The following is a 23,714-nucleotide window of genomic DNA, read 5'->3' as shown; positions in this document are numbered from 1 at the left end:
AATGCTGGCAACCGATGAGCTATGGTTCAACTACCAGGATGCGCCAACGCTTAAGGGGCTTACGCTCGATTTTTCCTCTCAGCCGGTTACCGGGCTGGTGGGCGCGAACGGCTGCGGAAAATCGACGCTGTTTATGAACCTGAACGGCATTTTGCGCCCGCAGCAGGGGAAGGTCCTGTGGCAGGGTAAACCGCTGGATTACAGCAAGCGCGGGATGCTCGCGCTGCGCCAGCAGGTGGCCACCGTCTTTCAGGACCCGGATCAGCAGATTTTTTATACCGATATCGACAGTGACATTGCCTTTGCCCTGCGTAACCTCGGCGTGCCAGCGCCGGAAATCGCCCGGCGTATCGATGATGCCCTGACCCTGGTGGATGCCCACGCCTTCCGCCATCAGCCAGTCCAGTGTCTGAGCCACGGGCAGAAAAAGCGCGTAGCCATAGCCGGGGCGTTGGTATTGCAGGCTAAATACCTGTTGCTCGATGAACCAACGGCGGGTCTCGACCCCTCCGGGCGGGCGCAAATGATTGACATCATTCAGCGTATCGTGGCTCAGGGAGATCATGTGGTGATCTCCAGCCATGATATTGATTTGATTTATGAAGTCTGCGATGCGGTGTATGTTCTACGCCGTGGCGAACTGCTGGCTGAAGGCACACCGGCAGAGGTCTTTACCCAAAAAACGCTGATTGAACAGGCCGGGCTGACTCAGCCGTGGCTGGTAAAAATGCACACCGAACTGGGCATGCCGCTTTGCAGAAACGAAGCCGCATTTTTTGCTTCTGTACAGGCAACAATGATTAAGGAGGCGTCATGACGCTGGCAATTATGCTTCAGGGAACCGCCTCAGACGTGGGTAAAAGCGTACTGGTGGCGGGGCTGTGCCGCATCCTGCATCAGGACGGGCTGAAGACTGCACCCTTTAAATCGCAAAATATGGCGCTCAACTCGGGTATCACGCCCGACGGCCAGGAGATGGGGCGTGCGCAGATTTTTCAGGCCGAAGCGGCAGGTATTGTACCGGACGTGCGCATGAATCCGGTGCTGCTCAAGCCCACAAGCGATCGTAAAGCGCAGGTGGTGCTGATGGGCAAAGTGGCAACAGATATGGATGCCGTCCGTTATCATGAATATAAGCCTCACCTGCGCGAACAAATTACCGATGTCTATCAGAGCCTCGGACGCGAGTATGATGCCATTGTGCTCGAAGGGGCGGGGAGTCCGGCGGAAATTAACCTGCGCGATCGTGATATCGTCAACATGGGCATGGCGGAAATGGCCCAGTGCCCGGTGGTGCTGGTAGCAGACATCGACCGCGGCGGGGTATTCGCCTCCATTTATGGCACGCTTGCCCTGCTGCAGGAGCACGAGCGCTGGCGTGTAAAAGGGGTCATCATCAATAAATTCCGTGGTGACGTTACCTTGTTAACGCCTGGCATTAAGCAGATTGAAGCGCTGACCGGCGTCCCGGTGCTCGGGGTGATGCCGTGGCTGGAGGTGGATTTAGAAGATGAGGATGGCGTGGCGCTCCAGCGGGGTAAATACCTGCGCACCGGGGAACGGGCTATCGATATTGCCGTAATCCAGTTGCCGCACATTTCAAACTTCACCGACTTTAACGCCCTGGCAGCCCAGCCTGATATACGAGTGCACTATGTTCGTTCCCCCGACGAGCTGCAAGCGACCGATCTCATCATTTTACCGGGCAGTAAAAATACATTGGGCGATCTCAGCTGGCTACAGGAGAGCGGACTGGCACAGGCGGTGCTGCAGGCCAGTCGTGACGGCGTCCCGGTGCTCGGGGTATGTGGCGGCTATCAGATGCTCGGTGAAACCATCATTGATGACGTGGAGTCCTGCCTGGGGACGCTGCCCGGACTGGGATTGCTGAACACGGTCACCCGGTTTGCTGTTAACAAAACCACTACGCTTGTGAAAGCAAGGGTACAAACGGCACTCCCCGGCCTGCTGGCCGGTTGTGGCAACCTTGAACTCAGCGGCTACGAAATTCACATGGGCGAAACTCTTTTACAGGCGGGTTGCCGTCCGCTGTTGTGGCTGGAGAAGAACGGCGCGCAGGTGGCCGATGGCGCGGTCAGCGAGAATGGTCTGGTGTTCGGCACCTACCTGCACGGCCTTTTCGACAGCGACGAATTTACCCGCACGCTGATAAACGCGCTGCGAACCCGCAAAGGACTCCCCGCGCTGGATATCGCCGTGGACTATGCGCATTACAAATCCCGGCAGTTCGATCTGCTGGCAGATGCCATGCGTAAAAATATCGACATCGACAGGATCTATCAGATTATGCATCAGCACCAGGAGCAGCCATGTTAACGCTGGTTACCGGCGGCGCGCGCAGCGGAAAAAGCCGCCATGCCGAATCGCTCGTCGCAGGCGCGCAAGAGGTTCTCTATATTGCCACCTCCCAGATTTATGACGCAGAGATGGCCGCGCGCATTCAGCACCATCGCGACGGACGTCCCGCCCACTGGCGCACCGAAGAGCGATGGCAGGATCTGGCGGAGATCATTACCGCTCACAGTAAGCCAGACGACGCCGTTCTGCTGGAGTGCATTACCACGATGGTGACGAACCTGCTGTTTGCCCACGGCGGCGACAGCGATCCGGACGGCTGGGATTACGATGTGCTTGAAGCACGGGTGCATCATGAAATTGAAACGCTTATCGCCGCCTGCGCCCGCTGCCCCGCGACGGTAGTGCTGGTAACCAACGAAGTGGGGATGGGGATCGTCCCGGAAAACCGCCTCGCCCGCCATTTTCGCGATATTGCCGGGCGCGTGAATCAGCGTCTGGCGCAGGCTGCCGATGAGGTCTGGCTGGTCGTCTCCGGGATTGGAGTCAAAATCAAATGAAACTGTTATGGGCAACCTTCGCCTTTATTACCCGGCTGCCGGTGCCTGAGCGCTGGACTCATGGGCTGGAAACCAAAGACTACGTGCGCTGCATTGTAAATTTTCCGCTGGTAGGGCTGACGCTCGGCGCGCTCAGTGGCGTGGTCTGGATGGTGCTTGAGCCCTGGTGCGGTACCCCGCTGGCGGCACTCTTTACCCTGCTTGCCCTGGCACTGCTCACCGGCGGTTTTCATCTTGATGGGCTGGCGGATACGTGCGACGGCGTCTTCTCCGCCCGCACACGTGAGCGGATGCTGGAGATCATGCGCGACAGCCGCCTTGGTACCCACGGTGGGCTGGCGCTGGTGTTTGTGCTGGTGGCAAAAATTCTGGTCATCAGCGAACTGAGCTTGCGCGGTTTGTCGATACCCGCCGCGCTGGGTGCTGCCTGTGCTGCCGGGCGCGGTTGTGCGGTGGTGATGATGTACGGTCACCGCTATGCCCGTGAAGAGGGGCTGGGGAATCTCTTTATTGGCAAGGTCACCTTGCGTCAGACCCTGATTACGCTGGCACTGGCGCTGGCGATTGCCATCGGCCTTGAAGGCATGAAAGGGGTGATGGCGCTGCTTGTCACAGCGATTGCGATTTGTGCGCTTGGCCTGATGCTCAAACGCACGCTGGGCGGGCAGACGGGCGACACGCTCGGTGCTGCCATTGAACTGGGTGAGCTGGTCTTTCTTCTGGCGCTGCTCTGAGCAGCCCGTTAAACCTGATGAGAACTTCTATGCAAACACTGACTTCGATACTGGCCGCTATTCCAGCACCCGACAAAAATGCGATGGCTCATGCGCAACACCACATCGACGGGTTGCTTAAGCCACCGGGTAGCCTCGGGCGACTGGAGTCGCTGGCAGTGCAGCTTGCCGGGTTGCCGGGGCTTGGCGGCAAACCACAAATTGGCAGGAAGGCGATTGTGGTGATGTGCGCGGATCATGGTGTCTGGCATGAGGGCGTCGCCATTTCGCCGCAGATCGTCACGGCGATTCAGGCGGCCAATATGACCCAGGGCACCACCGGCGTCTGCGTGCTGGCAGCCCAGGCGGGAGCAACAGTGCATGTACTGGACGTCGGGATCGACAGCGACCCTCTGCCGGGGCTTGTGAATATGAAGGTCGCGCGCGGCAGTGGCAACATTGCGCAGGGCCCGGCGATGAGTGCAGGGCAGGCGCAGGAGCTGCTGCTGGAGACCATTCGCTATACTCGTGAACTGGCCGCTGAGGGTGTTCAGCTGTTTGGTGTGGGTGAGCTTGGCATGGCAAACACCACCCCGGCGGCGGCAATGGTCAGCGTACTGACAGGAGAGGAGCCAGAAGCCGTAGTAGGAATCGGCGCCAATCTGCCGGCATCGCAACTCGGCCATAAAGCCCAGGTGGTACGCCGGGCGATTGCCATCAACCAGCCGGATGCCCGTGACGGACTCGACGTGCTGGCAAAAGTGGGCGGTTTTGATCTGCTGGGGATGACCGGAGTAATGCTGGGAGCCGCCTCCTGTGGCCTGCCGGTGGTGCTCGATGGCTATCTCTCTTACGCCTCGGCGCTGGCGGCCTGCCGCATTGAACCTAAAGTGAAGGATTATCTCATTCCGTCTCATTTGTCGGCGGAAAAAGGGGCGCGCATTGCCCTGCAAAATCTTGGGCTGGAGCCGTATCTCAATATGGGGATGCGTCTGGGAGAGGGCAGTGGCGCGGCGCTGGCGATGCAACTGGTGGATGCCGCCTGCGCGATGCACAACAACATGGGCACGCTTGCCAGCAGCAATATCGTGTTGCCGGAAACGAAGTAACAGACTGCGCGATGGGTTCCCTCGATCTTTGCGACCCTGGGGCACGTTCACGGGTTCTGGCGTGACAGAAAAGCAAGGAACATAAGGTGAACGGAATAACCCTCAGAGCCGCATGTTTCCCCTCACCCTAACCCTCACGCCGGAGGGGCGAGGGAACCGTTCATGTCTGCTTTTATTGCGGGAGAGTCAGCATATTGGGGCGAGTACAACACGCTATTCCCTAAGCCTTTCCCTCCCGCATCACCTTCAGCAGTGTATCCACCAGCCCAGGAAAACGGGCGTCTAAATCTTCCCGGCGCAGCGAAATCATATTTTCGCGTCCCTGGGGGCGCTGCCAGATGACGCCACTGTCGCGTAGCACTCGCCAGTGGTGGGTCATCGTGGACTTTGCTATTTCCTCCGGGCGTAACGCATTGCAGCTCAGTTCAGTGCCATCGGCGAGTCGCTTGACCATCGCCAGACGCAGCGGGTTGCCCAGCGCAAAAAGGACGTTTTCCAGCAGTATTTGTTCGGTATCGGGATGATTTGGGATCATTTGGCTCCAGGCGTCATAGGGTTGAGCGATATCAACAATCGCTCAATCATAAGAAAATAGTTCGAACATACTCGTACAATAGGACTATTATACTTAACGAACGAACACGCGACCATCCCGGTCGCGATTTAAATTGTCAGACTGACTAAGGACGCATCATGCCCCGACCCATCCCTCTCGAACGTTATCGCAACATCGGTATCTCCGCGCACATCGATGCCGGTAAAACGACAACCACTGAGCGCATCCTGTTTTACACCGGGATGAGCCACAAACTGGGTGAAGTACACGATGGCGCGGCAACCACTGACTGGATGGCGCAGGAGCAAGAGCGCGGGATCACCATCACTTCCGCGGCCGTAAGCTGCTTCTGGCCGGGCATGGACGGAGGTTTTGAGCCGCACCGTATCAATATTATCGACACCCCCGGACACGTGGACTTCACCATTGAGGTGGAGCGTTCCATGCGTGTGCTCGACGGCGCGGTGATGGTCTATGACTCCGTTGGTGGCGTACAGCCGCAATCGGAAACCGTCTGGCGGCAGGCCAACAAGTATCATGTGCCGCGCCTGGCCTTCGTCAACAAAATGGACCGCCCCGGGGCCGATTTCTTCCGCGTGGTGCAGATGATGATTGATCGCCTGAAGGCGAACCCGGTGCCGATTGTTATCCCCATTGGCGCTGAAGAGCACTTCACCGGGGTGGTGGATCTCATCAAAATGCGCGCCATTCTGTGGGATGACGCCACTCAGGGCATGACCTTTAGCTATGCGCCGGTGCCGGATGCGTTACTGGCAACCGCTCAAGAATGGCGGGAGAAAATGGTGTCGGCGGCGGCGGAGGCCAGCGAGGCGCTGATGGATAACTATCTCGAAACCGGCGACCTTGACGAAGCAGAGATCATCAATGGGCTGCGTATTCGCACCGTGGCGGGCGAAATCCAGCCGATGCTGTGCGGCAGTGCCTTTAAAAACAAAGGCGTGCAGCGCATGCTCGATGCAGTGGTGGAATTGATGCCATCGCCGCTGGATATCCCGGCTATTCAGGGCGTGGACGAAAAAGGTCAGCCTGCAGAACGTCACCCCAGCGACGATGAACCCTTCTCGGCGCTGGCGTTCAAACTGATGACTGACCCTTACGTCGGCCAGTTGACCTTTATCCGCGTCTATTCCGGCGTGTTGAGAAAAGGCGACGCAGTATGGAACCCGGTCAAAGGGAAGAAAGAGCGTATCGGTCGTATCGTGCAGATGCATGCCAACGATCGTCATGAAGTGGACGAACTGCGGGCAGGCGATATCGCGGCCTGTGTCGGGCTGAAAGATGTGACCACCGGCGACACCCTGAGTGACCCGGATGCAGTCATCACGCTTGAGCGCATGGAGTTCCCGGAACCAGTGATTTCTCTCGCCATTGAGCCGAAAACCAAAGCCGATCAGGAGAAAATGGGCATCGCCTTGCAGCGGCTGGCGTCGGAAGACCCGTCGTTCCGTCTGCAAACCGACGAAGAGTCCGGCCAGACCATTATTTCCGGGATGGGCGAGCTGCACCTGGAGATTATCGTTGACCGTATGAAACGTGAGTTTGGTGTGGAAGCGAACATCGGTCGTCCACAGGTCACCTACCGCGAGACGTTACGTAAAGCGGTGAAAGAGGTGGAAGGCAAGTTTGTGCGCCAGTCAGGCGGTAAGGGGCAGTACGGCCATGTCGTGCTCAGCCTCGAACCTCTGGAGCCGGGCAGTGGCTTTGTGTTTGAGGATGCCACCAAAGGCGGCGTGGTACCGCGCGAGTATATTCCTTCTGTGGAAAAGGGCTTGCGTGAGGCCATGAACAGCGGTGTGCTGGCAGGCTACCCGGTAGTGGACGTGAAAGTGACCCTGACGTTTGGTTCGTATCATGATGTTGACTCCTCGGAAATGGCGTTCCGCATGGCCGCCATCTTCGGCTTCAAAGAGGGAGCGCGCAGAGCGGACCCGGCGATTCTGGAGCCGGTGATGCATGTGGAAGTGGAAACACCAGACGCGTATGCCGGGAACATTATGGGCGATCTCTCTTCTCGTCGCGGAATGGTTCAGGGGATGGAAGAGCGCTTCGGCAGCCAGATTATTCGTGCTGCTGTGCCGTTGGCCGAAATGTTCGGCTACTCGACCACGCTGCGTTCCATGTCACAAGGCCGCGCCACCTACAGCATGGAGTTCCATCACTATGCGCAAGCGCCGCGCAACGTGGCGGACGATATCATTGCCAGTCGTGCAAAAGCGTAACAATCCTAACCACGCTGCGGCACTGAGGGATCCCTGCAAAATAATACGCGCACGGAAAGTCCCCTCGCTCCTTTGGGGAGAGGGCCTGGGTGAGGGGAAATATGCGGCGCTTGTGGGCATTCCGTTCACCTTATGTTCCCTGCTTGTCTGTAGCGACAGAACCCGTGAACGTGCCAGGGTGGTTCACCGCCACCACCCTGGCGACCCGGGCTCCCGGCAAGGAAAATCGCCGCTGACGCGGTGCATTCGGCTTATGTCGTCTGACTATCGGGTCGGGGACCAGCCTGGATCCTTGTAGGCTATCCCCTCCGCCCGCTTCCCTGCGAGCGGCCACGGTCATCCGTCAACGCCTCATCGATTTTCAGCCGGACACTGTCATCGCGGTGACGGCTTTATTCTCATTTCTCCGTGATATCGCTGTAAAACGTAACATTACTGGGGCTTCCTCAGCGCTGCGGCGGGTTTTTTTGCTTTGACGAATGTGCTTCTGATGTAGCGTCTCTGCCCGTTTTTCTCCCTCTCCCTCAGGGAGAGGGCCGGGGTGAGGGTGAATATCAGCGCATCACTTTACTACGCACCCGTCGCCACATACCCAATACGATAATTCTCCCGGCCTGCCAAAGGTGCATCACCCACGTCCACCTGCAACAACTGCCAGCGGCTGACATCCCAGGCGCAGAGCGGGCTTTGCAGAGGCAGTGAGGCTAAATCCGCATGGGGCAGCACCGGGATTTTTGTGAGTGACAACCAGGACGCCTTTTTCACCATCTCCACCTCTGGTACACGAAGGGCGAGCCAGCTGTCGATCGCCGGCCAGCCAAAATCGTCGGTCAGTTTTTTAAAGCCCGCGCTCTGCAGGAAGCGCGCCATTGCCTGCGCGTTCTGCCAGAGATATAGCGGCGCATAACGGTTCTCACTGATATGGGGCTCTTCCCGGCGGGAGAAGAGAAATGCTTTGAACAGCAGGCCGGGAAAACCGTCCAGCTTCGCGCCACTTGCGGCAATGCGCTGCTCAATCACCGCCATATCGTAATCGGCGGGCAGCGTAAAACGGTACTGCATGACGATCATAACGCCTCCTCAGAAAGCATGTGCCCGTGGCTGAAACTCCACTCATCAGCGGTATTAAACTGAATTATCACCATCACATCGTCCGGCTGAATATTCAGATGCGTGTTCAGGCGTGCGCTCAGTAAACGGAAGAAGTTCTGTTTCTGCGCTTTGGTGCGCGGTTTTCCGGCAAAAATATGAAACTGAATAAAATCATCGCTGCGCCCGCCGCTTTTATAGTGCTTATCAAAAACGCGCTGGCGGGCCGGGAGCGTTTCGAAAACCTGAAAACGGTCGTCAGGCGGCACGGCGAATTCCTCTACCAGACAGTGATGCAGGGTGGCGGAAATCAGTTTAAGTTGCGCATCACTGTACCCCTCGCGCAGGGTGATTCGGGTAAAGGGCATCAGCTTTGCTCCTCATCCAGGCAGCCGAGGGCGGTGACGGCAGCGGGCCAGCCTGCGTAAAACGCAAGGTGAGTGAAAGCTTCAGCGATCTCTTCCCGGCTCAACCCGTTTTGTTGTGCAAAGTTAATGTGCCAGGGGATTTGCTGCACGCGGCCGAGCGCCGTCAGCGCACCGAGGGTTACCAAACTGCGTTCACGCGGCGAAAGGATGTCACGTTGCCAGATATCGTTAAACAGGACGTCCTGACTGAGTTCAGCCAGCTTGGGGGCGACGCGGGTGAGTGTGTTTCGGTCCAGGGATGGTTTCATCGTGCTCTCTCCGTGTTGACAGTAAATCCATCCTGGCGCGATAGTGTCATCCTGAAAATCAAATTATTCGCGACTCACCATCCCGCATTTCAGGACGATTATGGACAAACTTCCCGTAACCCTCGACCTTGATGCTTTGCGAAGCTTTGTGACCGGTATCGAGGCGGGGAGCTTTGCGCAGGCGGCAACCCGTCTGTGTCGTTCCACGTCTGCCGTCAGCGCCCAGCTCAGGAAGCTTGAGATGCAGTGCGGCAGCGAGCTGGTCGTTAAACGCGGACGCCATCTTGAACTCACCCATCATGGCGAGATCCTGATGGGCTACGCGCGGCGTCTGCTGGCCCTTAACGACGAGGCGCAGCGGGCGATGAAGGGGGAGTTGCTTCAGGGAGAGGTGCGCATCGGGATGCAGGAGGACTTTGGCGAGTCTTTGATGCCCGGCATCCTCGGTGCATTCCGACGTCACCATCCGGGGCTGCGCATTATCGCCCGCGTAGATCGCAACCAGGCGCTGTTATCGGCGCTGGATGACGACACGCTGGACATGGCGCTGCTCTGGCAACCGGAGCACACGTCGCCTGCCGGTAAGCTTGTCGGGCAGTGTGAAATGATCTGGCTCCAGCATCCGGAGCTGGATGTAGCCGCGCTGCTTGCCGCCGGCGACCCCCTGCCGCTGGTGATGTTTGAACACCCCTGCCTGATGCGCAGTCGCGCCACTGCCTGTCTCGACAGAGCAGGTATTCCCTGGCGCATCGTGTTCGTCAGCCACAGCCTGAGCGGTATCCGGGCAGCGGTACAGGCGGGACTGGGGATCACACTGCGTACGCGCATCGGTATGCCGGACAACCTGCAGAGCGTGGGCCCGATACTGCCCTCTGCGGGTAATCTTGGCATAACGCTTCAGGAACGACAGGGTGGCGAGGCGGTTCACAGCGCACGCGTAATGCTGGCAAAACTGATGGAAGAAGCGCTCCGGCAGGTGAAGTGATTGCCTTTCTGATTTTGCGAGTCACCTTCCAGAAACTCCCTTGCTGTCAATAACTTAACAGGGTATCTTGTGCCCGCACTTTTCATCGCAGGTGCCGGGACTGGAGCCCTGAACGACTTCACTTTATTTTCTTTCCGGAGGCTGGTGTATGGCGACGACCCCCAACCAGACTTACCCACTAATGACCCTTCAACACCCTGTAAAACCCGACTTTATTGATCTCGCTGATGACTGCGATGAGTACGCATCACTGCTTATCGATAACAAAGACGCTGCTGAGCGACGCGTTATTTGTCACTTCCTGCACACCAGCCTGTCTCAACTCCGCCCGATGCTTTATGAAGCCATTCCCGCGCATCTGGTGGCGACCTTTACCGTGGATACGCTGCCTGAACGCACGCCGCGCTTTGAGCCCGAGGCCGATCAACTCTGCGACTATTGCCTTGCGCTGAGTGCACTGCTCCATGAGGCATCTCTGCCTCCGGCGCTGGAAAAAACGGTGCGCGGGCTTCTGTGTGACCTGGTGTGGTTCTTTGCCGAAGAGATGCATGCGCCAAGGTGGTTACGCACTGAAGATGGCGTAACTGCAATCGTCAGTTAAGCACCAAAAACCAGGGCATCACTTTAGTTCCGGTTTCGCTCTCCCGTCACGCCTGAGCAGTCGTTCGCTTTTTTAGCTGTGTCTTTATCAATTAATTTGAATCTTATCGTTAAACAAAAGGTATTTATTCTCATCCGTGAGTGGGTAGAGTAGAGGCATCTGAGGCAATAAAGCCTGTCTGCAATCTTGTCCCTGAAAATAAGGATTCAAACGCCATGAAGAAGATCGGCTTTTTGTCATTTGGCCACTGGACACCCTCACCGCAGTCCGGCACCCGCTCGGCGGCGGATGCGCTGCTGCAATCCATCGATCTGGCCGTGGCGGCTGAAGAGCTGGGGGCAGACGGCGCCTATTTCAGGGTGCACCATTTCGCACGTCAGCTGAGCTCTCCCTTCCCGCTGCTGGCGGCCATTGGTGCCAGAACCAGCAAGATAGAGATTGGTACCGGCGTTATCGATATGCGTTACGAAAACCCGCTCTATATGGCAGAAGATGCCGGTGCAGCCGATCTGATCTCCGGCGGACGTTTACAGCTCGGTATCAGTCGCGGCTCACCGGAGCAGGTCATCGACGGCTGGCGTTACTTTGGCTACCAGCCTGCGGAAGGCGAAAGTGAAGCAGACATGGCGCGTCGTCATACCGAAGTGCTACTGGACACGCTACGCGGTGAAGGCTTTGCCAGACCGAACCCGCAGCCGATGTTCCCGAACCCGCCAGGACTGTTGCGCCCGGAACCTTACTCTGAAGGCCTGCGTGAGCGAATCTGGTGGGGTGCCGGTTCGAACGCAACGGCGGTCTGGGCGGCAAAACTGGGCATGAACCTGCAAAGTTCGACGCTGAAAGACGATGAAACCGGCGAGCCGTTTCATATTCAGCAGGCGAAACAGATCCGGGCCTATCGTGAAGCCTGGGCAGAGGCCGGTCATACCCGCACACCGCGTGTTTCCGTCAGCCGCAGTATTTTCGCGCTGATGGACAACCGCGACCGTGCGTATTTTGGCGGCAGCGGTAGTGACAGCGATAAAGTCGGCTTCCTCGATGAGAAGACGCGGGCCATCTTCGGGCGCAGCTACGCGGCTGAGCCGGATAAACTGATTGAACAGCTGAAGAGAGATGAAGCCATTGCTGAAGCGGATACTCTGCTGTTGACCGTACCCAACCAGTTAGGGGTGGATTATAACGTGCATGTCATTGACGCCATTCTGAAACACGTGGCACCGGCTATGGGCTGGCGCGACTGAGTAAGCGTATATAAAAACGCCCCGCAGGCTGACCTGCTGCGGGGCTTGTTAGGACCGGCAGTTATCACAACGTGCGTGGGCAGAGCTGATAAATCCACGCGGTGAGCTGCTGACCCTCTTTGGTCGTCACCTGCACGCTGACGCGATCGTAACCCTCTTCGAACGCATCCAGCATCGGCCAGTGCGCCTCAAGGTCCCGGGAGGTAAACAGGAAACCTTCTACCCGCGGCCCGTTGTCATCAAGCACGATGCCGGGAAAATCTGCCGCCGCGCCCCAGCCACGCTCGTAAAAGGTGCCCAGGACATAGCCGGGCTGCCACTCGCCGCCGATCTTCGCCAGAATGTGCGCATTAACCTGCCCCGGTCGTAGCGTACCGTATACAAACAAACGTTCCATTTTCCCCTCAACGATCAGCGCAATGAATGCCAAAGGCTGGAGAATAACGCGCAGGGCCGGGGGGAATAAAGCATTTCATCAGGCGCGGCGAGGGCGGTCGTTACAGAGAACGGCGAAGCGCAGGGTGAGATTTTTTTGTCCAGGTTTCGAAAGCGGGATAAAATCTTCGCCCTCTTAAGAACAAGATGTCATTACCACTCATGATTAATCCACAGTCCTCAGAGGTGCATGTTCCACAAACCGAGCGTGCCCGAAACAGTATGTTCAGGGCGTTGCTGCATCGTGACAGAACGCCTGTTGCGGTGCTGGCCTGCGCTGCGGTTGTCGGCACGCTGGTTGGCCTTGTTGGTGTGGCTTTTTTTCGCGCCGTGAATGCCGTTCAACATCTACGCGCCGGTGTCCTTGTCGAGTCCGGCTTTCGCGGGTGGGTGTTATGGGCTATAGCGTTTGTTACCTCCGGCCTGTTGGCCGTGGGCGGCTATTTCCTTGTCAGACGTTTTGCTCCTGAAGCTTCCGGCTCCGGTATTCCGGAGATTGAAGGGGCGCTGGAGGAGTTGCGTCCCGTTCGCTGGTGGCGCGTTATTCCGGTGAAATTCTTTGGCGGCATGGGAACGCTGGGGGCAGGCATGGTACTGGGCAGAGAAGGCCCGACGGTACAGCTTGGCGGCAATATCGGCAGGATGGTGACTGACCTGCTGGGGGTTAAGCACAGCGACGCGCGCCATTCCTTACTGGCGACGGGGGCGGCCGCGGGGTTAGCTGCCGCCTTTAATGCTCCTCTCGCCGGCATTCTGTTCATCCTAGAAGAGATGAGGCCGCAGTTCCGCTACAACTTAATTTCCATTAAAGCCGTTTTCATTGGCGTGATCATGGCCAGTATTGTGTTTCGCCTGTTCAATGGCGAGAGCCCGGTCATTGCAGTAGGGCAGTTAGCCAGCGCGCCAGTGAATACACTCTGGCTTTACCTCGTTCTGGGCATGGTATTTGGGTTGATCGGTGTCTTATTTAACCGCCTCGTTTTTATATTTCAGGATGCTTTTGGACGGCTTTACGCCGGACGCAGCTGGCGCGCTGTTGCAACTGGCGGGGTTATTGGCGGATGCTGCGGTATTCTGGCGCTCTTTTATACCCCAGGTACCGGCGGTGGCTTTGAGCTTATACCAGATGTGGCGAAAGGCGATTTTACCCTTTACGCCCTCATTGTGATGTTCCTGGTGCGTTTGCTGGCCACACTGCTGTGCTTCTGTTCGGGGGCGCCTGGTGGCATATTTGCGCCCATGCTTGCATTAGGCACCGTGCTGGGAACCGCTTATGGCGTCGGGGCCTCGGATCTGTTTCCTGCTTATGGCCTTGAGGCCGGTACGTTTGCGATAGCCGGTATGGGGGCGCTCTTTGCGGCTTCCGTCAGGGCACCCCTCACGGGCATTGTGCTGGTGCTGGAGATGTCAGATAACTACCAGTTAATTCTGCCCATGATTATCACCTGTCTGGGGGCTACGTTGCTGGCACAATTCCTTGGAGGAAAACCCTTATATTCCTCCATCCTTGCGCGCACGTTAGCCAGAGACGCGACCCGGTAACGCTCAGGTGTCTGCCTGAGCCCGCTGCGTGCAGTCAGCGTAAGCCCTTTTACTGTCTCAACGCCTCAGGGGAAAAAAGCTGGCGCTTTGCGGGGGTGACACAGCGACAGGCACACCCTGGCCGCCTGTTACCCTCGCGCTGAGGAACTTGCGTGGGGGGTGAGATTGCCCTTTATCAGGACAAAAGGTGGGGTGCCTCGCGCGAGCAAAACAAAAAGCCTGCTTAAGTTTCCTTAAGCAGGCTTTTTAAATTTGGCTCCTCTGACTGGACTCGAACCAGTGACATACGGATTAACAGTCCGCCGTTCTACCGACTGAACTACAGAGGAATCGGTGTGGAGTCGTATCTTAGCGGCGAAAAAACTTTTGTCAAACTTCATTTCTGTTCCCGTGGTGCAACTGGCGCAATTCCCGTCACTTTGCTGTAATTACCTACAATTTTTTGGAAATGCTTTGCAGGATCAGCTTTTCTCCCCCATCATTTGAAATGAAGTTTCATCTTTCTCGTTAAGGTCAATTTTGAACGTCGTCGCCCCAATACGCCAGGCCGTCATGCGCACGCCCTGGTACGCCAAACGCAAGAGCTATAAAGTCCTTTTCTGGCGAGAAATCACCCCGCTGGCTGTCCCGATCTTCCTTGAAAATACCTGCGTCCTGATGATGGGCGTGCTTAGCACCTTCCTGGTGAGCTGGTTGGGGAAAGAAGCTATGGCTGGCGTCGGACTGGCGGACAGCTTCAATATGGTGGTGATGTCTTTTTTTGCCGCTATCGATCTTGGGACCACAGTGGTGGTGGCCTTTAGCCTCGGTAAACTCGACAAACGCCGGGCAAGGGCGGCAGCGCGACAGTCGCTGGTGATCATGACCATTTTTGCCGTGCTGCTGGCGGCGGTGATCCATGCCTTTGGTACGCAAATCATCGATTTTATTGCTGGTGCAGCCACTCCTGAGGTGAAGGCGCTGGCGCTCACCTACCTCGAACTGACGGTGCTGAGCTATCCGGCGGCGGCCATTACGCTGATTGGCAGCGGTGCGCTGCGTGGTGCCGGAAACACGAAAATTCCGCTGCTGATTAACGGGGGGATGAACATCCTCAATATTATTATCAGTAGCGTGCTGATCTATGGCCTTTTCTCCTGGCCGGGTATGGGGTTTGCCGGTGCAGGGCTGGGGCTGACCATTTCCCGCTACATTGGTGCAATAGCCATTATCTGGGTGCTGATGATTGGCTTTAATCCGGCGCTACGCATCAGCCTGAAAAGTTACTTCCAACCGCTTAACTTCGCCATTATCTGGGAAGTGATGGGAATTGGTATCCCGGCAAGCATCGAATCGGTGCTGTTTAACGGCGGGAAACTGCTGACGCAGATGTTCGTGGCGGGGATGGGCACTAACGTTATCGCGGGCAACTTTATCGCCTTCTCAGTCGCCGCACTGATTAACCTGCCGGGTAATGCCCTTGGCTCGGCATCCACCATTATTACCGGTAAACGTCTGGGCAAAGGGCAAAGAGGGCAAGCTGAGCGGCAGCTGCGCCATGTGTTCTGGCTGTCGACGATTGTGCTTACGCTGATAGCCTGGGGCACGGCACCTTTTGCCGGGCTACTGGCTTCGTTCTATACCCATGAAGAGGATGTGAAAGAGGTCGTGAAGACCCTCCTCTGGCTTAACGCCGCGTTTATGCCCATCTGGGCCGCTTCATGGGTTCTGCCTGCCGGGCAGAAAGGGGCGCGTGATGCCCGTTTTGCTATGTGGGTATCAATGCTCGGGATGTGGGGCTGTCGCGTCGTTGCAGGTTACACCCTTGGGATCATGCTCGGGATGGGCGTGGTGGGCGTCTGGCTTGGCATGGTGCTCGACTGGGCGGTACGCGGTGCGCTCTTTTACTGGCGAATGGTAAGTGGCCGTTGGCTGTGGAAATACCCAAAAATCCCGCGCGATCAGACGTAACCGCTTCATTTTCCCACAGAGTGGAGAATAAATCGGCAAACGAACGGTTTTGTGAAAACAGCCTTTGACAAGGGCGGGAGCCATCGTTAATATGCGCCTCGTTCACACGATTCCTCTGTAGTTCAGTCGGTAGAACGGCGGACTGTTAATCCGTATGTCACTGGTTCGAGTCCAGTCAGAGGAGCCAAATTTGAAAAGCCTGCTTAAGGAAACTTAAGCAGGCTTTTTGCTTTCTGGTTTCGGATGCTCGCCACTGTTTGGTCGGGCAAGATCCTCGCAGCCTCGGGCGATACGACCCTGTAACGCCAGGGCACTACAGGGTGAAAGTAAGGCTCAACCGTTAAAAGGGTTCCGTTGCGGCCGTCAGCCAGGCGCGTGCGTTACTGTCCACCAGCGGCATCAGGGTTTCCCGCACCAGGTGATGGTAATCATTGAGCCACACTATCTCTTGCTCACTGAGCAACGCACGTTCAACCTGACGTAAATCAATAGGGATAAGTGTCAGAGAGCGAAAACGACAAAAACCCGGGCGGCTTTCCACTACTTCGGCCTGATTTTCTATACGGATGCCATAATGGTCAGCAAGATAATAGCCCGGCTCGATGGTCATAATGTTGCCGGCGACCAGTGGCCACGGATTCACCTTTTTGGCAATTCGCTGGGGTTGTTCATGGATCAACAACTGGTGTCCAACACCATGTCCGGTGCCGTGGTCGTAATCCAGACCTAACTCCCACAGGGCACGACGGGCGAAGGCATCAATCTGGTGCCCCTGAGTACCGCCTGGAAATTGCAGCGTCAGCATCGATAAAAAGCCTTTCAGTACGGCGGTATAGTGCAGACGATGTGCCTCTGACAATGTCCTGAATGAGAGGGTACGCGTGGCGTCTGTGGTGCCGTTGTGATATTGCCCGCCGGAATCGTTCAGGTAAAAATTCGCGCCGGTAATGGCGGTGTTGGTCGCCTCACTTGAGTGATAGTGACACATGGCGGCGTTACTGGCAGACGCCGAAATGGTGTGAAAACTCTGCTGAATAAATCCGGGTTGCTGCTGGCGGAAATAGAGTTGTTTCTGCTGGGCTTCAAGCTCCGTCAGCGGTTGGCCTGCGGCCTCCCGGGTCGGCACTTCATCGGCAAGCCAGGCCAGAAAGTTCACCCATGCTGCGCCATCCTGACGATGACACTCTCTGTAGCCCTCTAGCTCAACGGCGTTTTTGTGTGCTTTGATGGAAGTAACGGGATCGGCATGCCAGAGGATCTCCCCGCCATGTTGTTCAATAGCAAAGCGCAGCGCGACCGGTGCGCCGTCGCCATCCAGCATCACTTTTTTCCCCGGCGCAATCTGCTGGCAATGCGGCAGAAAATTGTGCCAGGCAGAGAGTCGCAGCGACGATTTCAGCGTCCCGGAGAGGTTGTGCGTTTTAGCGTGATCAACGAACCACTCAAGTTCACCGTCGCGGCTGAGCAGGGCGAAGGAGTGCGCGATCGGATTCATCGCCACGTCTGAACCACGAATATTCAGCAGCCAGGCGATGTTATCCGGCTGGGTAATGGCGAGCAGATCAGCTCCTTTTTCTGCCAGCACGGCAGCAATCCGCTGCCGTTTATCGCTGCTGCTTTCTCCGCTTATCGCGACCGGCATCTCATGAATCGTCCCGCACGGCGGTGCCGGACGATCCAGCCAGATAGCATTGAACGGATCTTCGCTCAGCGCGACCAGTTCGCAGTGGGTGGCATCAAGCGCAGTGAACTGGCTGTTCACCATTAGCATAGGTTCAAAGGCAATGCGACTTCCCGCCGGCAGGAAGGTATTGAGCCACTCGGGCAGCGGTTCGTTGTGCAGATGGTGGATCTCAAAATCATTAGTATCCACTTCGTTACGCACCTGAACCTGGTAGCGTCCGTCAACAAAGATCAGCGCCCGGTCACGCAGCACCAGCGCCAGGCCCGCAGAGCCGGTAAAACCGGTGAGCCAGGCGAGTTTGTCATCATGAGGGGCACAGTCTTCGCTCTGGTATGCATCTGCACGCGGCACAATCATACCGTCGACATCCATGGCCGCCAGCAGCGTCCGCAATGCGGTAAGAGGGGTTGGGTTTTGCATAAAAATCCTTCTTTATTTTTTTATTGTCATCGTGATTAACGGAAAGGGGGTTCGTTAAACGTTCGCAGTTTACGCGAATGCAGCCTGTCACCTTCGGCACGTAAAAGATCGATAGCCCGGATGCCAATCTGCAAGTGTTCAGAGATTGCGCCTTCGTAAAAACGGTTAGCCTGACCGGGTAGTTTAATCTCACCGTGCAGGGGCTTATCGGAAACGCACAGCAGCGTGCCATAAGGGACGCGGAAGCGATAACCCTGGGCGGCGATGGTGGCGCTTTCCATATCAATCGCCACCGCACGGCTGAGGTTAAAACGCAGCGCAGAGGCGGAATAACGCAGCTCCCAGTTACGGTCATCGGTGGTCACAACGGTGCCGGTGCGCAGCCGCTGTTTTACCTCTTCACCCGGCATCCCGCTCACTGTTTTGGTGGCGTCGTACAGCGCACGTTGTACTTCGGCAATGCTCGGGATGGGAATGTCCGGCGGCAGCACCGCATCCAGTACGTGGTCGTCGCGCAGGTAAGCATGCGCCAGCACGTAATCGCCAATCGACTGGCTTTCGCGCAGGCCACCACAGTGGCCGATCATCATCCACACATCCGGGCGTAAAACCGCCAGATGGTCGCAGATAGTTTTCGCATTTGAGGGACCAACACCAATGTTGATAAGCGTAATGCCCTGTCCGTCGGCGGTGACCAGGTGCCAGGCGGGCATCTGATGCTTTTTCCACGCCAGATCGGAGATAGCTTCTTCCGGCGCGTTGGTGTCGGCGGTGACCCAGTGGCCCCCGGCGCAGGAGAGCGCGACGTAGGGACTTTCAGGATCGAGGATCTGACTGCATCCCCAGCGCACGAACTCATCCACATAACGGGTGTAGTTCGTAAACAGAACAAACGGCTGGAAATGTTCTACCGGCGTGCCGGTGTAATGACGCAGGCGGGCCAGGGAAAAATCTACCCGACGGGCATCAAAGTGTGACAACGGATAGAGCTCGGTCGGATGAAAAAGGCCATCTGCGGTTTCATCACCAATCTGGGCAAGCTCGGTGGTCGGGAAATGGCGGGTCAGCCCGGCGCTCATGGAGCGGTCGAGGGTCAGCTCCGAACCGTCAATAACGTACGGGTAGGGGATCTCATGGGCAGAAAGCCTCACTTCAATCTGTGCCCCGTAATCCTGGCAGAGCAGGGTTAACTGTTCATGAAGATACTGTCTGAACAGCGTCGGACGGGTGATGGTCGTGGTGTAACAACCGGCATGGGTGAAACGCGCGTAGGCACGGGTTTTGGTTGGATTGGTCGCGCTGCCATCCCAGCTGACGGAAAGCTCAGGGTATACGAACAGGCCTTTAATTCGGGCTTCAGGGGAAGGAAGCGAACCGGTTTCGATATAAACGCCAATGGCATCACGAAGATTATTAACAGACTGGTCATAGAGCGCTTCCAGTTGGTCCAGCGCCTCTTCAGGGGTCAGATTGGCACCCTTATTATCCATCATGTACTCCTTGTTCCACGGGTGTGCGGCTGTGAACAACAGTATGTCACAGCTTTGTGAAACAAAAAGAGCAGAGCAGGTTTTAGGATTGGCCTGAGGTTCCGGTATGACGAATGCCATACCGGAGAGGGTAAATTAGCCGTTGATTTTAACCAGCGTACGACCCTGGATTTTATTGCTCAGGAAGTCGGCTGCGAAGGCAGGCGCCTGTTCCAGTTCAATTTCGGTGGCGGCCTGCTGGTAATAGCTCGCCGGCAACAGGCTTGCCAGACGTTCCCAGACGGCAGCACGCTCGGCGGTGGGCACCATTACGGAGTCCACACCCTGTAGCCGCACGTTACGCAGGATGAACGGCATCACGGTGGTCGGCAGTTCAAAACCGCCCGCCAGACCACAGGCTGCGACACAACCACGATACTGCGTTTGTGCCAGCACTTTCGCCAGCACTTTGTTACCGACAGTATCGACAGCACCGGCCCACAGCTGTTTTTCCAGCGGTCGGGTCTCTTCAAACTCGCTGCGTGACAGGATATCGTCTGCCCCCAGCTGTCGCAGGTAATCATGAGTGGATTCACGCCCGCTGACGGCGACAACGGTATAGCCCAGCGCTTTCAGCAGTACCACCGCCGTGCTGCCCACGCCGCCGCTGGCACCCGTCACCAGAACGTTGCCGCTTTCAGGTTTAATGCCTGCTTCTACCAGCGCATCGACACACAGCATGGCGGTGAAGCCCGCAGTACCGATGATCATTGCGTTACGGGCACTGAGCGTCTGCGGCAGGCTGACCAGCCAGTCGCCTTTCACGCAGGCCTGGGCTGCCAGTCCACCCCAATGGTTTTCACCCACGCCCCAACCGGTCAGGAGCACGGGCTGACCTGCTACAAAACGCGGATCGCGGCTTTCGCTGACGATGCCGGAAAAATCGATGCCTGGAACCATCGGGAACTGGCGAATGATTTTACCTTTGCCGGTAATAGCCAAAGCATCTTTATAGTTAAGGCTGGACCAGTCGATGTCGACCAGTACATCGCCGTCGGCAAGAGCAGGCAGGGCGATTTCTTTTACGGCTGCCAGGGTTTTGTTTTCAGTCTGTTCCAGAACTAAAGCTTTCATGACGGAGTTTTCCTCGTCTGAGTGTGATTTTCGGCGTCGGGGCCGTCCTGTGCAGGTGTTATTTTAGTAATACTGTGCAAAAAGAACTCCCAGTATTGGTTCAGCGGATCGGCAGACTGGCAGAGTTTTGCGCGCATTACCGCGCCCTCCCAGCCTGTCCAGAACACACGGGCCAGTTTCTCAGGCGAGGCATCGGGCGCAATAGCACCCTGTGACTGCGCCTGGGTGAAACAGCGGGCGACACGGGTTTCCCACTCGTTAAGAATGGCCTTTAGCTGTACGGGGAATTCGTCGGGCAGAAGCGGCGATTCCTGCAGCAGGTTGCCCACAAGGCACCCACGACGGAACTGATATTTCGCCATCCCCTGTCCCGCATGGAGAACAAATGCCGTCATTCTGTCGAGCGGTGGCATGTCACTGTTGAGCAGGTGTTTGTCTAGTTTATGCGCAAAGTAGGTGCCGTAGGCGGCAAGTACCGCCAGGCCAAATTCCTGTTTGCTCTTAAAGCAGTGGTAAAACGATCCCTTCGGTACCGCGATGTTTTTAATCACCGCCTCAATACCGGCAGACAGATACCCCGTTTCCGTCAGCACCGCAAGCCCGGAACGAATCAGCTCCTGCCGGGTGTCGGTAAATTCGCGTTCGACCTTAGGCGGCCTTCCACGACGGGGTTTCTGCACTGGGAGTGTTTCACGACTCATAATTTAGACCGATCGGTTTTAATTGGCTGTAAGCCTACGCTGGATTGAAACTGCACGCAAGGGGCGTAGTTCAATGCCATGCTGGCACCGGCTAAAACCGCTACTTATACGGTTAAGCGAGAAAATAAGTAAAAACCGCTATGCTTAGGTTACGCCCGTCGCGTCTGAGGAAAGGAAATCATGCGTCGTATGAAACTGTTTTATGGACTTTTTATTCTGTTCGCCAGTCAGAGTGCGCTGGCCGTAAGCTACCCGCTTCCGCCGGAAGGGAGCCGACTGGTGGGAAGCACGCAGGTTATTACTGTTCCTGCTGGAAACATTCAGCCCCTTGAAGCTTTTGCGGCGCAGTACGGACAGGGGTTGAGCAATATGCTGGAGGCCAATCCCGGAGTAGATCCTTTTCTGCCTAAAGCCGGAACGCAGTTGACCATCCCGCAGCAACTTATTCTGCCGGCCACGGTGCGTGAAGGCATTGTGATCAACGTGGCGGAAATGCGTCTTTATTACTACCCGAAAGGGGGAAACACGGTCGAGGTACTGCCGATTGGTATCGGTCAGGCCGGGCGTGAAACCCCGCGCAACTGGGTGACGACCGTCGAGCGTAAACAGCAAGGGCCAACCTGGTCACCGACCCCTAACACGCGTCGTGAGTATGCGAAACAGGGAATTACGTTGCCTGCGATGGTGCCTGCCGGACCGGATAATCCGATGGGACTCTATGCTATTTATATTGGCCGGCTCTATGCTATTCATGGAACCAATGCTGACTTTGGTATCGGGCTGCGCGTCAGTCAGGGCTGCATACGTTTACGGGCTAAAGACATAAAATATCTGTTTGATAATGTCCCGGTAGGCACACGGGTGCAGATTATCGATCAGTCGGTGAAGGCAACCGTTGAACCCGATGGCAGTCGTTGGGTGGAGGTCCATGAACCTTTGTCACGCAATCGTGCAGAGTTTGAATCAGATAAGAAAGTTCCGTTGTCGATAACACCGGCAGTACGTGCTGTGATTAACGCTGACGATGTTGACCTCAATCAGGCGAATGACGTGCTGGAACGCCGTTCCGGCATGCCGGTGAATTTGAGCCTGCCCGCCACATCTTCCCGCCTGCTGTAAGCAGGGCACAAAAAAGCCCGCTGAGATTAACGGCGGGCTTGCTGTCATGTTTTGCCAGAGGGTTCAAATCATCAGATGTTGCGCGCCATCGGGCAAGCCTGACTAGGCGGTAGTATTGATATTACGACCAATAGCCGGATTTGAAGGCAACTGCGGGATCTGGTTGATGAGATCAACGGCGGCCGACTCCTGTGCGTCCAGTGCTTTTCTCAGAACCAGCGTACTTACCTGACTGTTAAGCTGGTAGGAATTAAGACTGGTTGATAATGATACGATCTGCGAGCTATCCATTTCGATCATCCTGTTGTTAAGAAAAAATTAACAGCGTGAGGACAGAGCCTCACTGAATTATCGGCGCTGTCAGCAAAAACTTTAGGCCAAAGGGGAGGGGAATGCAGTGTCGAGCAGACTGCTGTTGGCCGGAATGCAACACCCTTAAATTATAGAGCGGGCTCGTGAAATCAGACTCCTTTTACGTGAAGCGTCTTTGCCGTTAAGTGGCTGTATACTTTTGTTAAATCAGGAAGTAAGACTTATTAAGGTAATAACGTCGACTACTTGGTTGCTTTTGTGAGTGTCGTGGCCTGGTGTGGTTGTTCATTCTGGATAGTGACGTTTACGGCGGTCTACTGTTTTACGCAGCCCGAACGGGTCGTACCTGTACTCCCATCGATCGCCGTCCGGTGTTTCCAGCCCGGTCTGCGTCCGGCCCTGCCGCTGGTCAAACCCGGCGGCGCTGGCCCGGCGGATTTCCTGACCGCGCAGGTCGTGTTCAAAGTTCAGCGGGGCATGGTCTGCTATCTGCCACGCTTTCAGCTCCCCCATCAGACCACGGCTGAAATGCTCCGTGATACCGGCAGTGGTGCGCTGTGCGACATAATCCTGCTGCGCATCGTAACGGTACGCAGTCCGCCTGCCGTTGAGGGTTTCCACCGAACCCGGCTGGCCTGTTACTCACAAAGACCCGGCCTGCACTTTAAGAGCGACTGGCTGGCTGAGGCGGGCTTTGACACCGGGCGCGGCGTGACGGTGCGGATTTCGCAGGGGTGCATCGTGCTGATCGCCGACTGCGACGAGGTGCAGGCGCTGCGCGAACAGCTTTATCAGGTGCTGGAGGGGGGTTAAGGGGGCGGTTGTTTAGTGGATCGAACGGCGGCGAGTAAATAAAAAATGA

Annotated in this window: 24 protein-coding genes and 2 tRNA genes; 15 read left to right on the top strand and 11 right to left on the bottom strand. The window is 56.6% G+C overall.

From position 1 onward, the window contains the following. The first annotated feature begins 1 nt into the window (after nucleotide 1). The 5 genes from M1D91_RS14785 to cobT are packed head-to-tail and all read left to right on the top strand — an operon-like array spanning nucleotide 2 to nucleotide 4,698. Nucleotides 2-817, top strand: coding sequence for an energy-coupling factor ABC transporter ATP-binding protein (locus M1D91_RS14785; protein WP_437431403.1), 816 nt, complete (start codon nucleotides 2-4; stop codon nucleotides 815-817). Further along, nucleotides 814-2,337, top strand: a complete 1,524-nt coding sequence (locus tag M1D91_RS14780; RefSeq protein ID WP_437431402.1) for a cobyric acid synthase — start codon at nucleotides 814-816, stop codon at nucleotides 2,335-2,337. The genes M1D91_RS14785 and M1D91_RS14780 overlap by 4 nt, the downstream gene beginning before the upstream one ends. Continuing rightward, nucleotides 2,331-2,876, top strand: a complete 546-nt coding sequence (cobU, locus tag M1D91_RS14775; protein WP_437431401.1) for a bifunctional adenosylcobinamide kinase/adenosylcobinamide-phosphate guanylyltransferase — start codon at nucleotides 2,331-2,333, stop codon at nucleotides 2,874-2,876. Before M1D91_RS14780 ends, cobU begins: the two co-directional genes overlap by 7 nt. Next, a complete protein-coding gene (gene cobS / locus M1D91_RS14770; RefSeq protein WP_437431400.1) occupies nucleotides 2,873-3,610 on the top strand; it encodes an adenosylcobinamide-GDP ribazoletransferase in 738 nt (245 codons plus the stop codon). Before cobU ends, cobS begins: the two co-directional genes overlap by 4 nt. A gap of 29 nt (nucleotides 3,611-3,639) precedes the next feature. Then, entirely contained in the window at nucleotides 3,640-4,698 is a 1,059-nt protein-coding gene (gene cobT, locus M1D91_RS14765; protein ID WP_437431399.1) for a nicotinate-nucleotide--dimethylbenzimidazole phosphoribosyltransferase, read from the top strand. Between the two features lie 220 nt (nucleotides 4,699-4,918). On the opposite strand, the gene M1D91_RS14760 is transcribed toward cobT, so the two are convergent. Next, complete coding sequence (locus tag M1D91_RS14760; RefSeq protein ID WP_437431398.1) at nucleotides 4,919-5,233, bottom strand: ArsR/SmtB family transcription factor; 315 nt, start codon at nucleotides 5,231-5,233, stop codon at nucleotides 4,919-4,921. A 158-nt stretch (nucleotides 5,234-5,391) separates the two neighbouring features. Here M1D91_RS14760 and fusA point away from each other — a divergent pair, with 158 nt between their 5' ends. Further along, a complete protein-coding gene (fusA, locus tag M1D91_RS14755; RefSeq protein WP_437431397.1) occupies nucleotides 5,392-7,494 on the top strand; it encodes an elongation factor G in 2,103 nt (700 codons plus the stop codon). Nucleotides 7,495-8,064: 570 nt separating this feature from the next. On the opposite strand, the gene M1D91_RS14750 is transcribed toward fusA, so the two are convergent. Genes M1D91_RS14750 through M1D91_RS14740 form a run of 3 tightly spaced genes read right to left on the bottom strand, consistent with a single transcriptional unit; the run spans nucleotide 8,065 to nucleotide 9,259 of the window. Continuing rightward, a complete protein-coding gene (locus tag M1D91_RS14750; RefSeq protein ID WP_437431396.1) occupies nucleotides 8,065-8,565 on the bottom strand; it encodes a DUF4865 family protein in 501 nt (166 codons plus the stop codon). Then, nucleotides 8,562-8,951, bottom strand: a complete 390-nt coding sequence (locus M1D91_RS14745) for a tautomerase family protein (protein ID WP_437431395.1) — start codon at nucleotides 8,949-8,951, stop codon at nucleotides 8,562-8,564. The genes M1D91_RS14750 and M1D91_RS14745 overlap by 4 nt, the downstream gene beginning before the upstream one ends. Then, complete coding sequence (locus tag M1D91_RS14740; protein WP_437431394.1) at nucleotides 8,951-9,259, bottom strand: carboxymuconolactone decarboxylase family protein; 309 nt, start codon at nucleotides 9,257-9,259, stop codon at nucleotides 8,951-8,953. The genes M1D91_RS14745 and M1D91_RS14740 overlap by 1 nt, the downstream gene beginning before the upstream one ends. A gap of 100 nt (nucleotides 9,260-9,359) precedes the next feature. Here M1D91_RS14740 and M1D91_RS14735 point away from each other — a divergent pair, with 100 nt between their 5' ends. The 3 genes from M1D91_RS14735 (at nucleotide 9,360) to M1D91_RS14725 (ending at nucleotide 12,086) form a co-directional block, all read left to right on the top strand. Continuing rightward, entirely contained in the window at nucleotides 9,360-10,244 is an 885-nt protein-coding gene (locus M1D91_RS14735; protein WP_437431393.1) for a LysR substrate-binding domain-containing protein, read from the top strand. A 148-nt stretch (nucleotides 10,245-10,392) separates the two neighbouring features. After that, nucleotides 10,393-10,845: a hypothetical protein gene (locus M1D91_RS14730; protein ID WP_437431392.1), complete on the top strand. Its 453-nt coding sequence runs from the start codon at nucleotides 10,393-10,395 to the stop codon at nucleotides 10,843-10,845. Nucleotides 10,846-11,060: 215 nt separating this feature from the next. Continuing rightward, nucleotides 11,061-12,086 (top strand): LLM class flavin-dependent oxidoreductase, encoded by a 1,026-nt coding sequence (locus tag M1D91_RS14725; protein WP_437431391.1) that lies wholly within the window; start codon nucleotides 11,061-11,063, stop codon nucleotides 12,084-12,086. Between the two features lie 64 nt (nucleotides 12,087-12,150). On the opposite strand, the gene M1D91_RS14720 is transcribed toward M1D91_RS14725, so the two are convergent. Next, nucleotides 12,151-12,483: a gamma-glutamylcyclotransferase family protein gene (locus tag M1D91_RS14720; RefSeq protein WP_437431390.1), complete on the bottom strand. Its 333-nt coding sequence runs from the start codon at nucleotides 12,481-12,483 to the stop codon at nucleotides 12,151-12,153. Nucleotides 12,484-12,683: 200 nt separating this feature from the next. Between M1D91_RS14720 and clcA the strand changes: the two genes are divergently transcribed. Next, on the top strand, nucleotides 12,684-14,063 hold the full coding sequence (gene clcA / locus M1D91_RS14715; protein WP_437431525.1) for a H(+)/Cl(-) exchange transporter ClcA: 1,380 nt from the start codon (nucleotides 12,684-12,686) through the stop codon (nucleotides 14,061-14,063). A gap of 253 nt (nucleotides 14,064-14,316) precedes the next feature. Here clcA and M1D91_RS14710 read toward each other — a convergent pair. Continuing rightward, a tRNA-Asn gene (locus M1D91_RS14710) sits at nucleotides 14,317-14,392 on the bottom strand. Nucleotides 14,393-14,398: 6 nt separating this feature from the next. Between M1D91_RS14710 and M1D91_RS14705 the strand changes: the two genes are divergently transcribed. From M1D91_RS14705 to M1D91_RS14695, 3 genes are all read left to right on the top strand, one after another. Beyond that, nucleotides 14,399-14,491: a DUF5951 family protein gene (locus M1D91_RS14705; RefSeq protein WP_437431389.1), complete on the top strand. Its 93-nt coding sequence runs from the start codon at nucleotides 14,399-14,401 to the stop codon at nucleotides 14,489-14,491. An 88-nt stretch (nucleotides 14,492-14,579) separates the two neighbouring features. Continuing rightward, a complete protein-coding gene (locus M1D91_RS14700; RefSeq protein ID WP_437431524.1) occupies nucleotides 14,580-16,013 on the top strand; it encodes an EmmdR/YeeO family multidrug/toxin efflux MATE transporter in 1,434 nt (477 codons plus the stop codon). 111 nt (nucleotides 16,014-16,124) lie between these two features. Continuing rightward, nucleotides 16,125-16,200: transfer RNA gene (locus M1D91_RS14695), tRNA-Asn, on the top strand. A 153-nt stretch (nucleotides 16,201-16,353) separates the two neighbouring features. Here M1D91_RS14695 and M1D91_RS14690 read toward each other — a convergent pair. The 4 genes from M1D91_RS14690 to acuR all read right to left on the bottom strand — a co-directional run bounded on the left by M1D91_RS14690 (nucleotide 16,354) and on the right by acuR (nucleotide 21,421). Continuing rightward, on the bottom strand, nucleotides 16,354-18,117 hold the full coding sequence (locus M1D91_RS14690) for an aminopeptidase P family protein (protein WP_437431388.1): 1,764 nt from the start codon (nucleotides 18,115-18,117) through the stop codon (nucleotides 16,354-16,356). 35 nt (nucleotides 18,118-18,152) lie between these two features. Beyond that, on the bottom strand, nucleotides 18,153-19,607 hold the full coding sequence (locus tag M1D91_RS14685) for an AMP nucleosidase (RefSeq protein WP_437431523.1): 1,455 nt from the start codon (nucleotides 19,605-19,607) through the stop codon (nucleotides 18,153-18,155). A 135-nt stretch (nucleotides 19,608-19,742) separates the two neighbouring features. Further along, the gene (acuI, locus tag M1D91_RS14680) at nucleotides 19,743-20,720 is read right to left on the bottom strand and encodes an acrylyl-CoA reductase (NADPH) (RefSeq protein ID WP_437431387.1); all 978 of its coding nucleotides are present in this window, start codon (nucleotides 20,718-20,720) and stop codon (nucleotides 19,743-19,745) included. Further along, nucleotides 20,717-21,421 (bottom strand): acrylate utilization transcriptional regulator AcuR, encoded by a 705-nt coding sequence (gene acuR, locus M1D91_RS14675; RefSeq protein WP_437431386.1) that lies wholly within the window; start codon nucleotides 21,419-21,421, stop codon nucleotides 20,717-20,719. Before acuR ends, acuI begins: the two co-directional genes overlap by 4 nt. A 180-nt stretch (nucleotides 21,422-21,601) precedes the next feature. On the opposite strand from acuR, the gene ldtA reads away from it, so the two are divergent. Beyond that, a complete protein-coding gene (gene ldtA / locus M1D91_RS14670) occupies nucleotides 21,602-22,540 on the top strand; it encodes a L,D-transpeptidase (RefSeq protein ID WP_437431385.1) in 939 nt (312 codons plus the stop codon). Between the two features lie 102 nt (nucleotides 22,541-22,642). Here ldtA and M1D91_RS14665 read toward each other — a convergent pair whose 3' ends face one another. Further along, nucleotides 22,643-22,831 (bottom strand): YjfB family protein, encoded by a 189-nt coding sequence (locus M1D91_RS14665; protein WP_437431384.1) that lies wholly within the window; start codon nucleotides 22,829-22,831, stop codon nucleotides 22,643-22,645. A gap of 600 nt (nucleotides 22,832-23,431) precedes the next feature. Here M1D91_RS14665 and M1D91_RS14660 point away from each other — a divergent pair. Then, the gene (locus M1D91_RS14660; protein WP_437431522.1) at nucleotides 23,432-23,665 is read left to right on the top strand and encodes a SymE family type I addiction module toxin; all 234 of its coding nucleotides are present in this window, start codon (nucleotides 23,432-23,434) and stop codon (nucleotides 23,663-23,665) included. Nucleotides 23,666-23,714 lie beyond the last annotated feature (49 nt).

Source organism: Enterobacter sp. SA197 (assembly GCF_054131575.1).
This window is presented reverse-complemented; position numbering and strand designations above follow the sequence as displayed.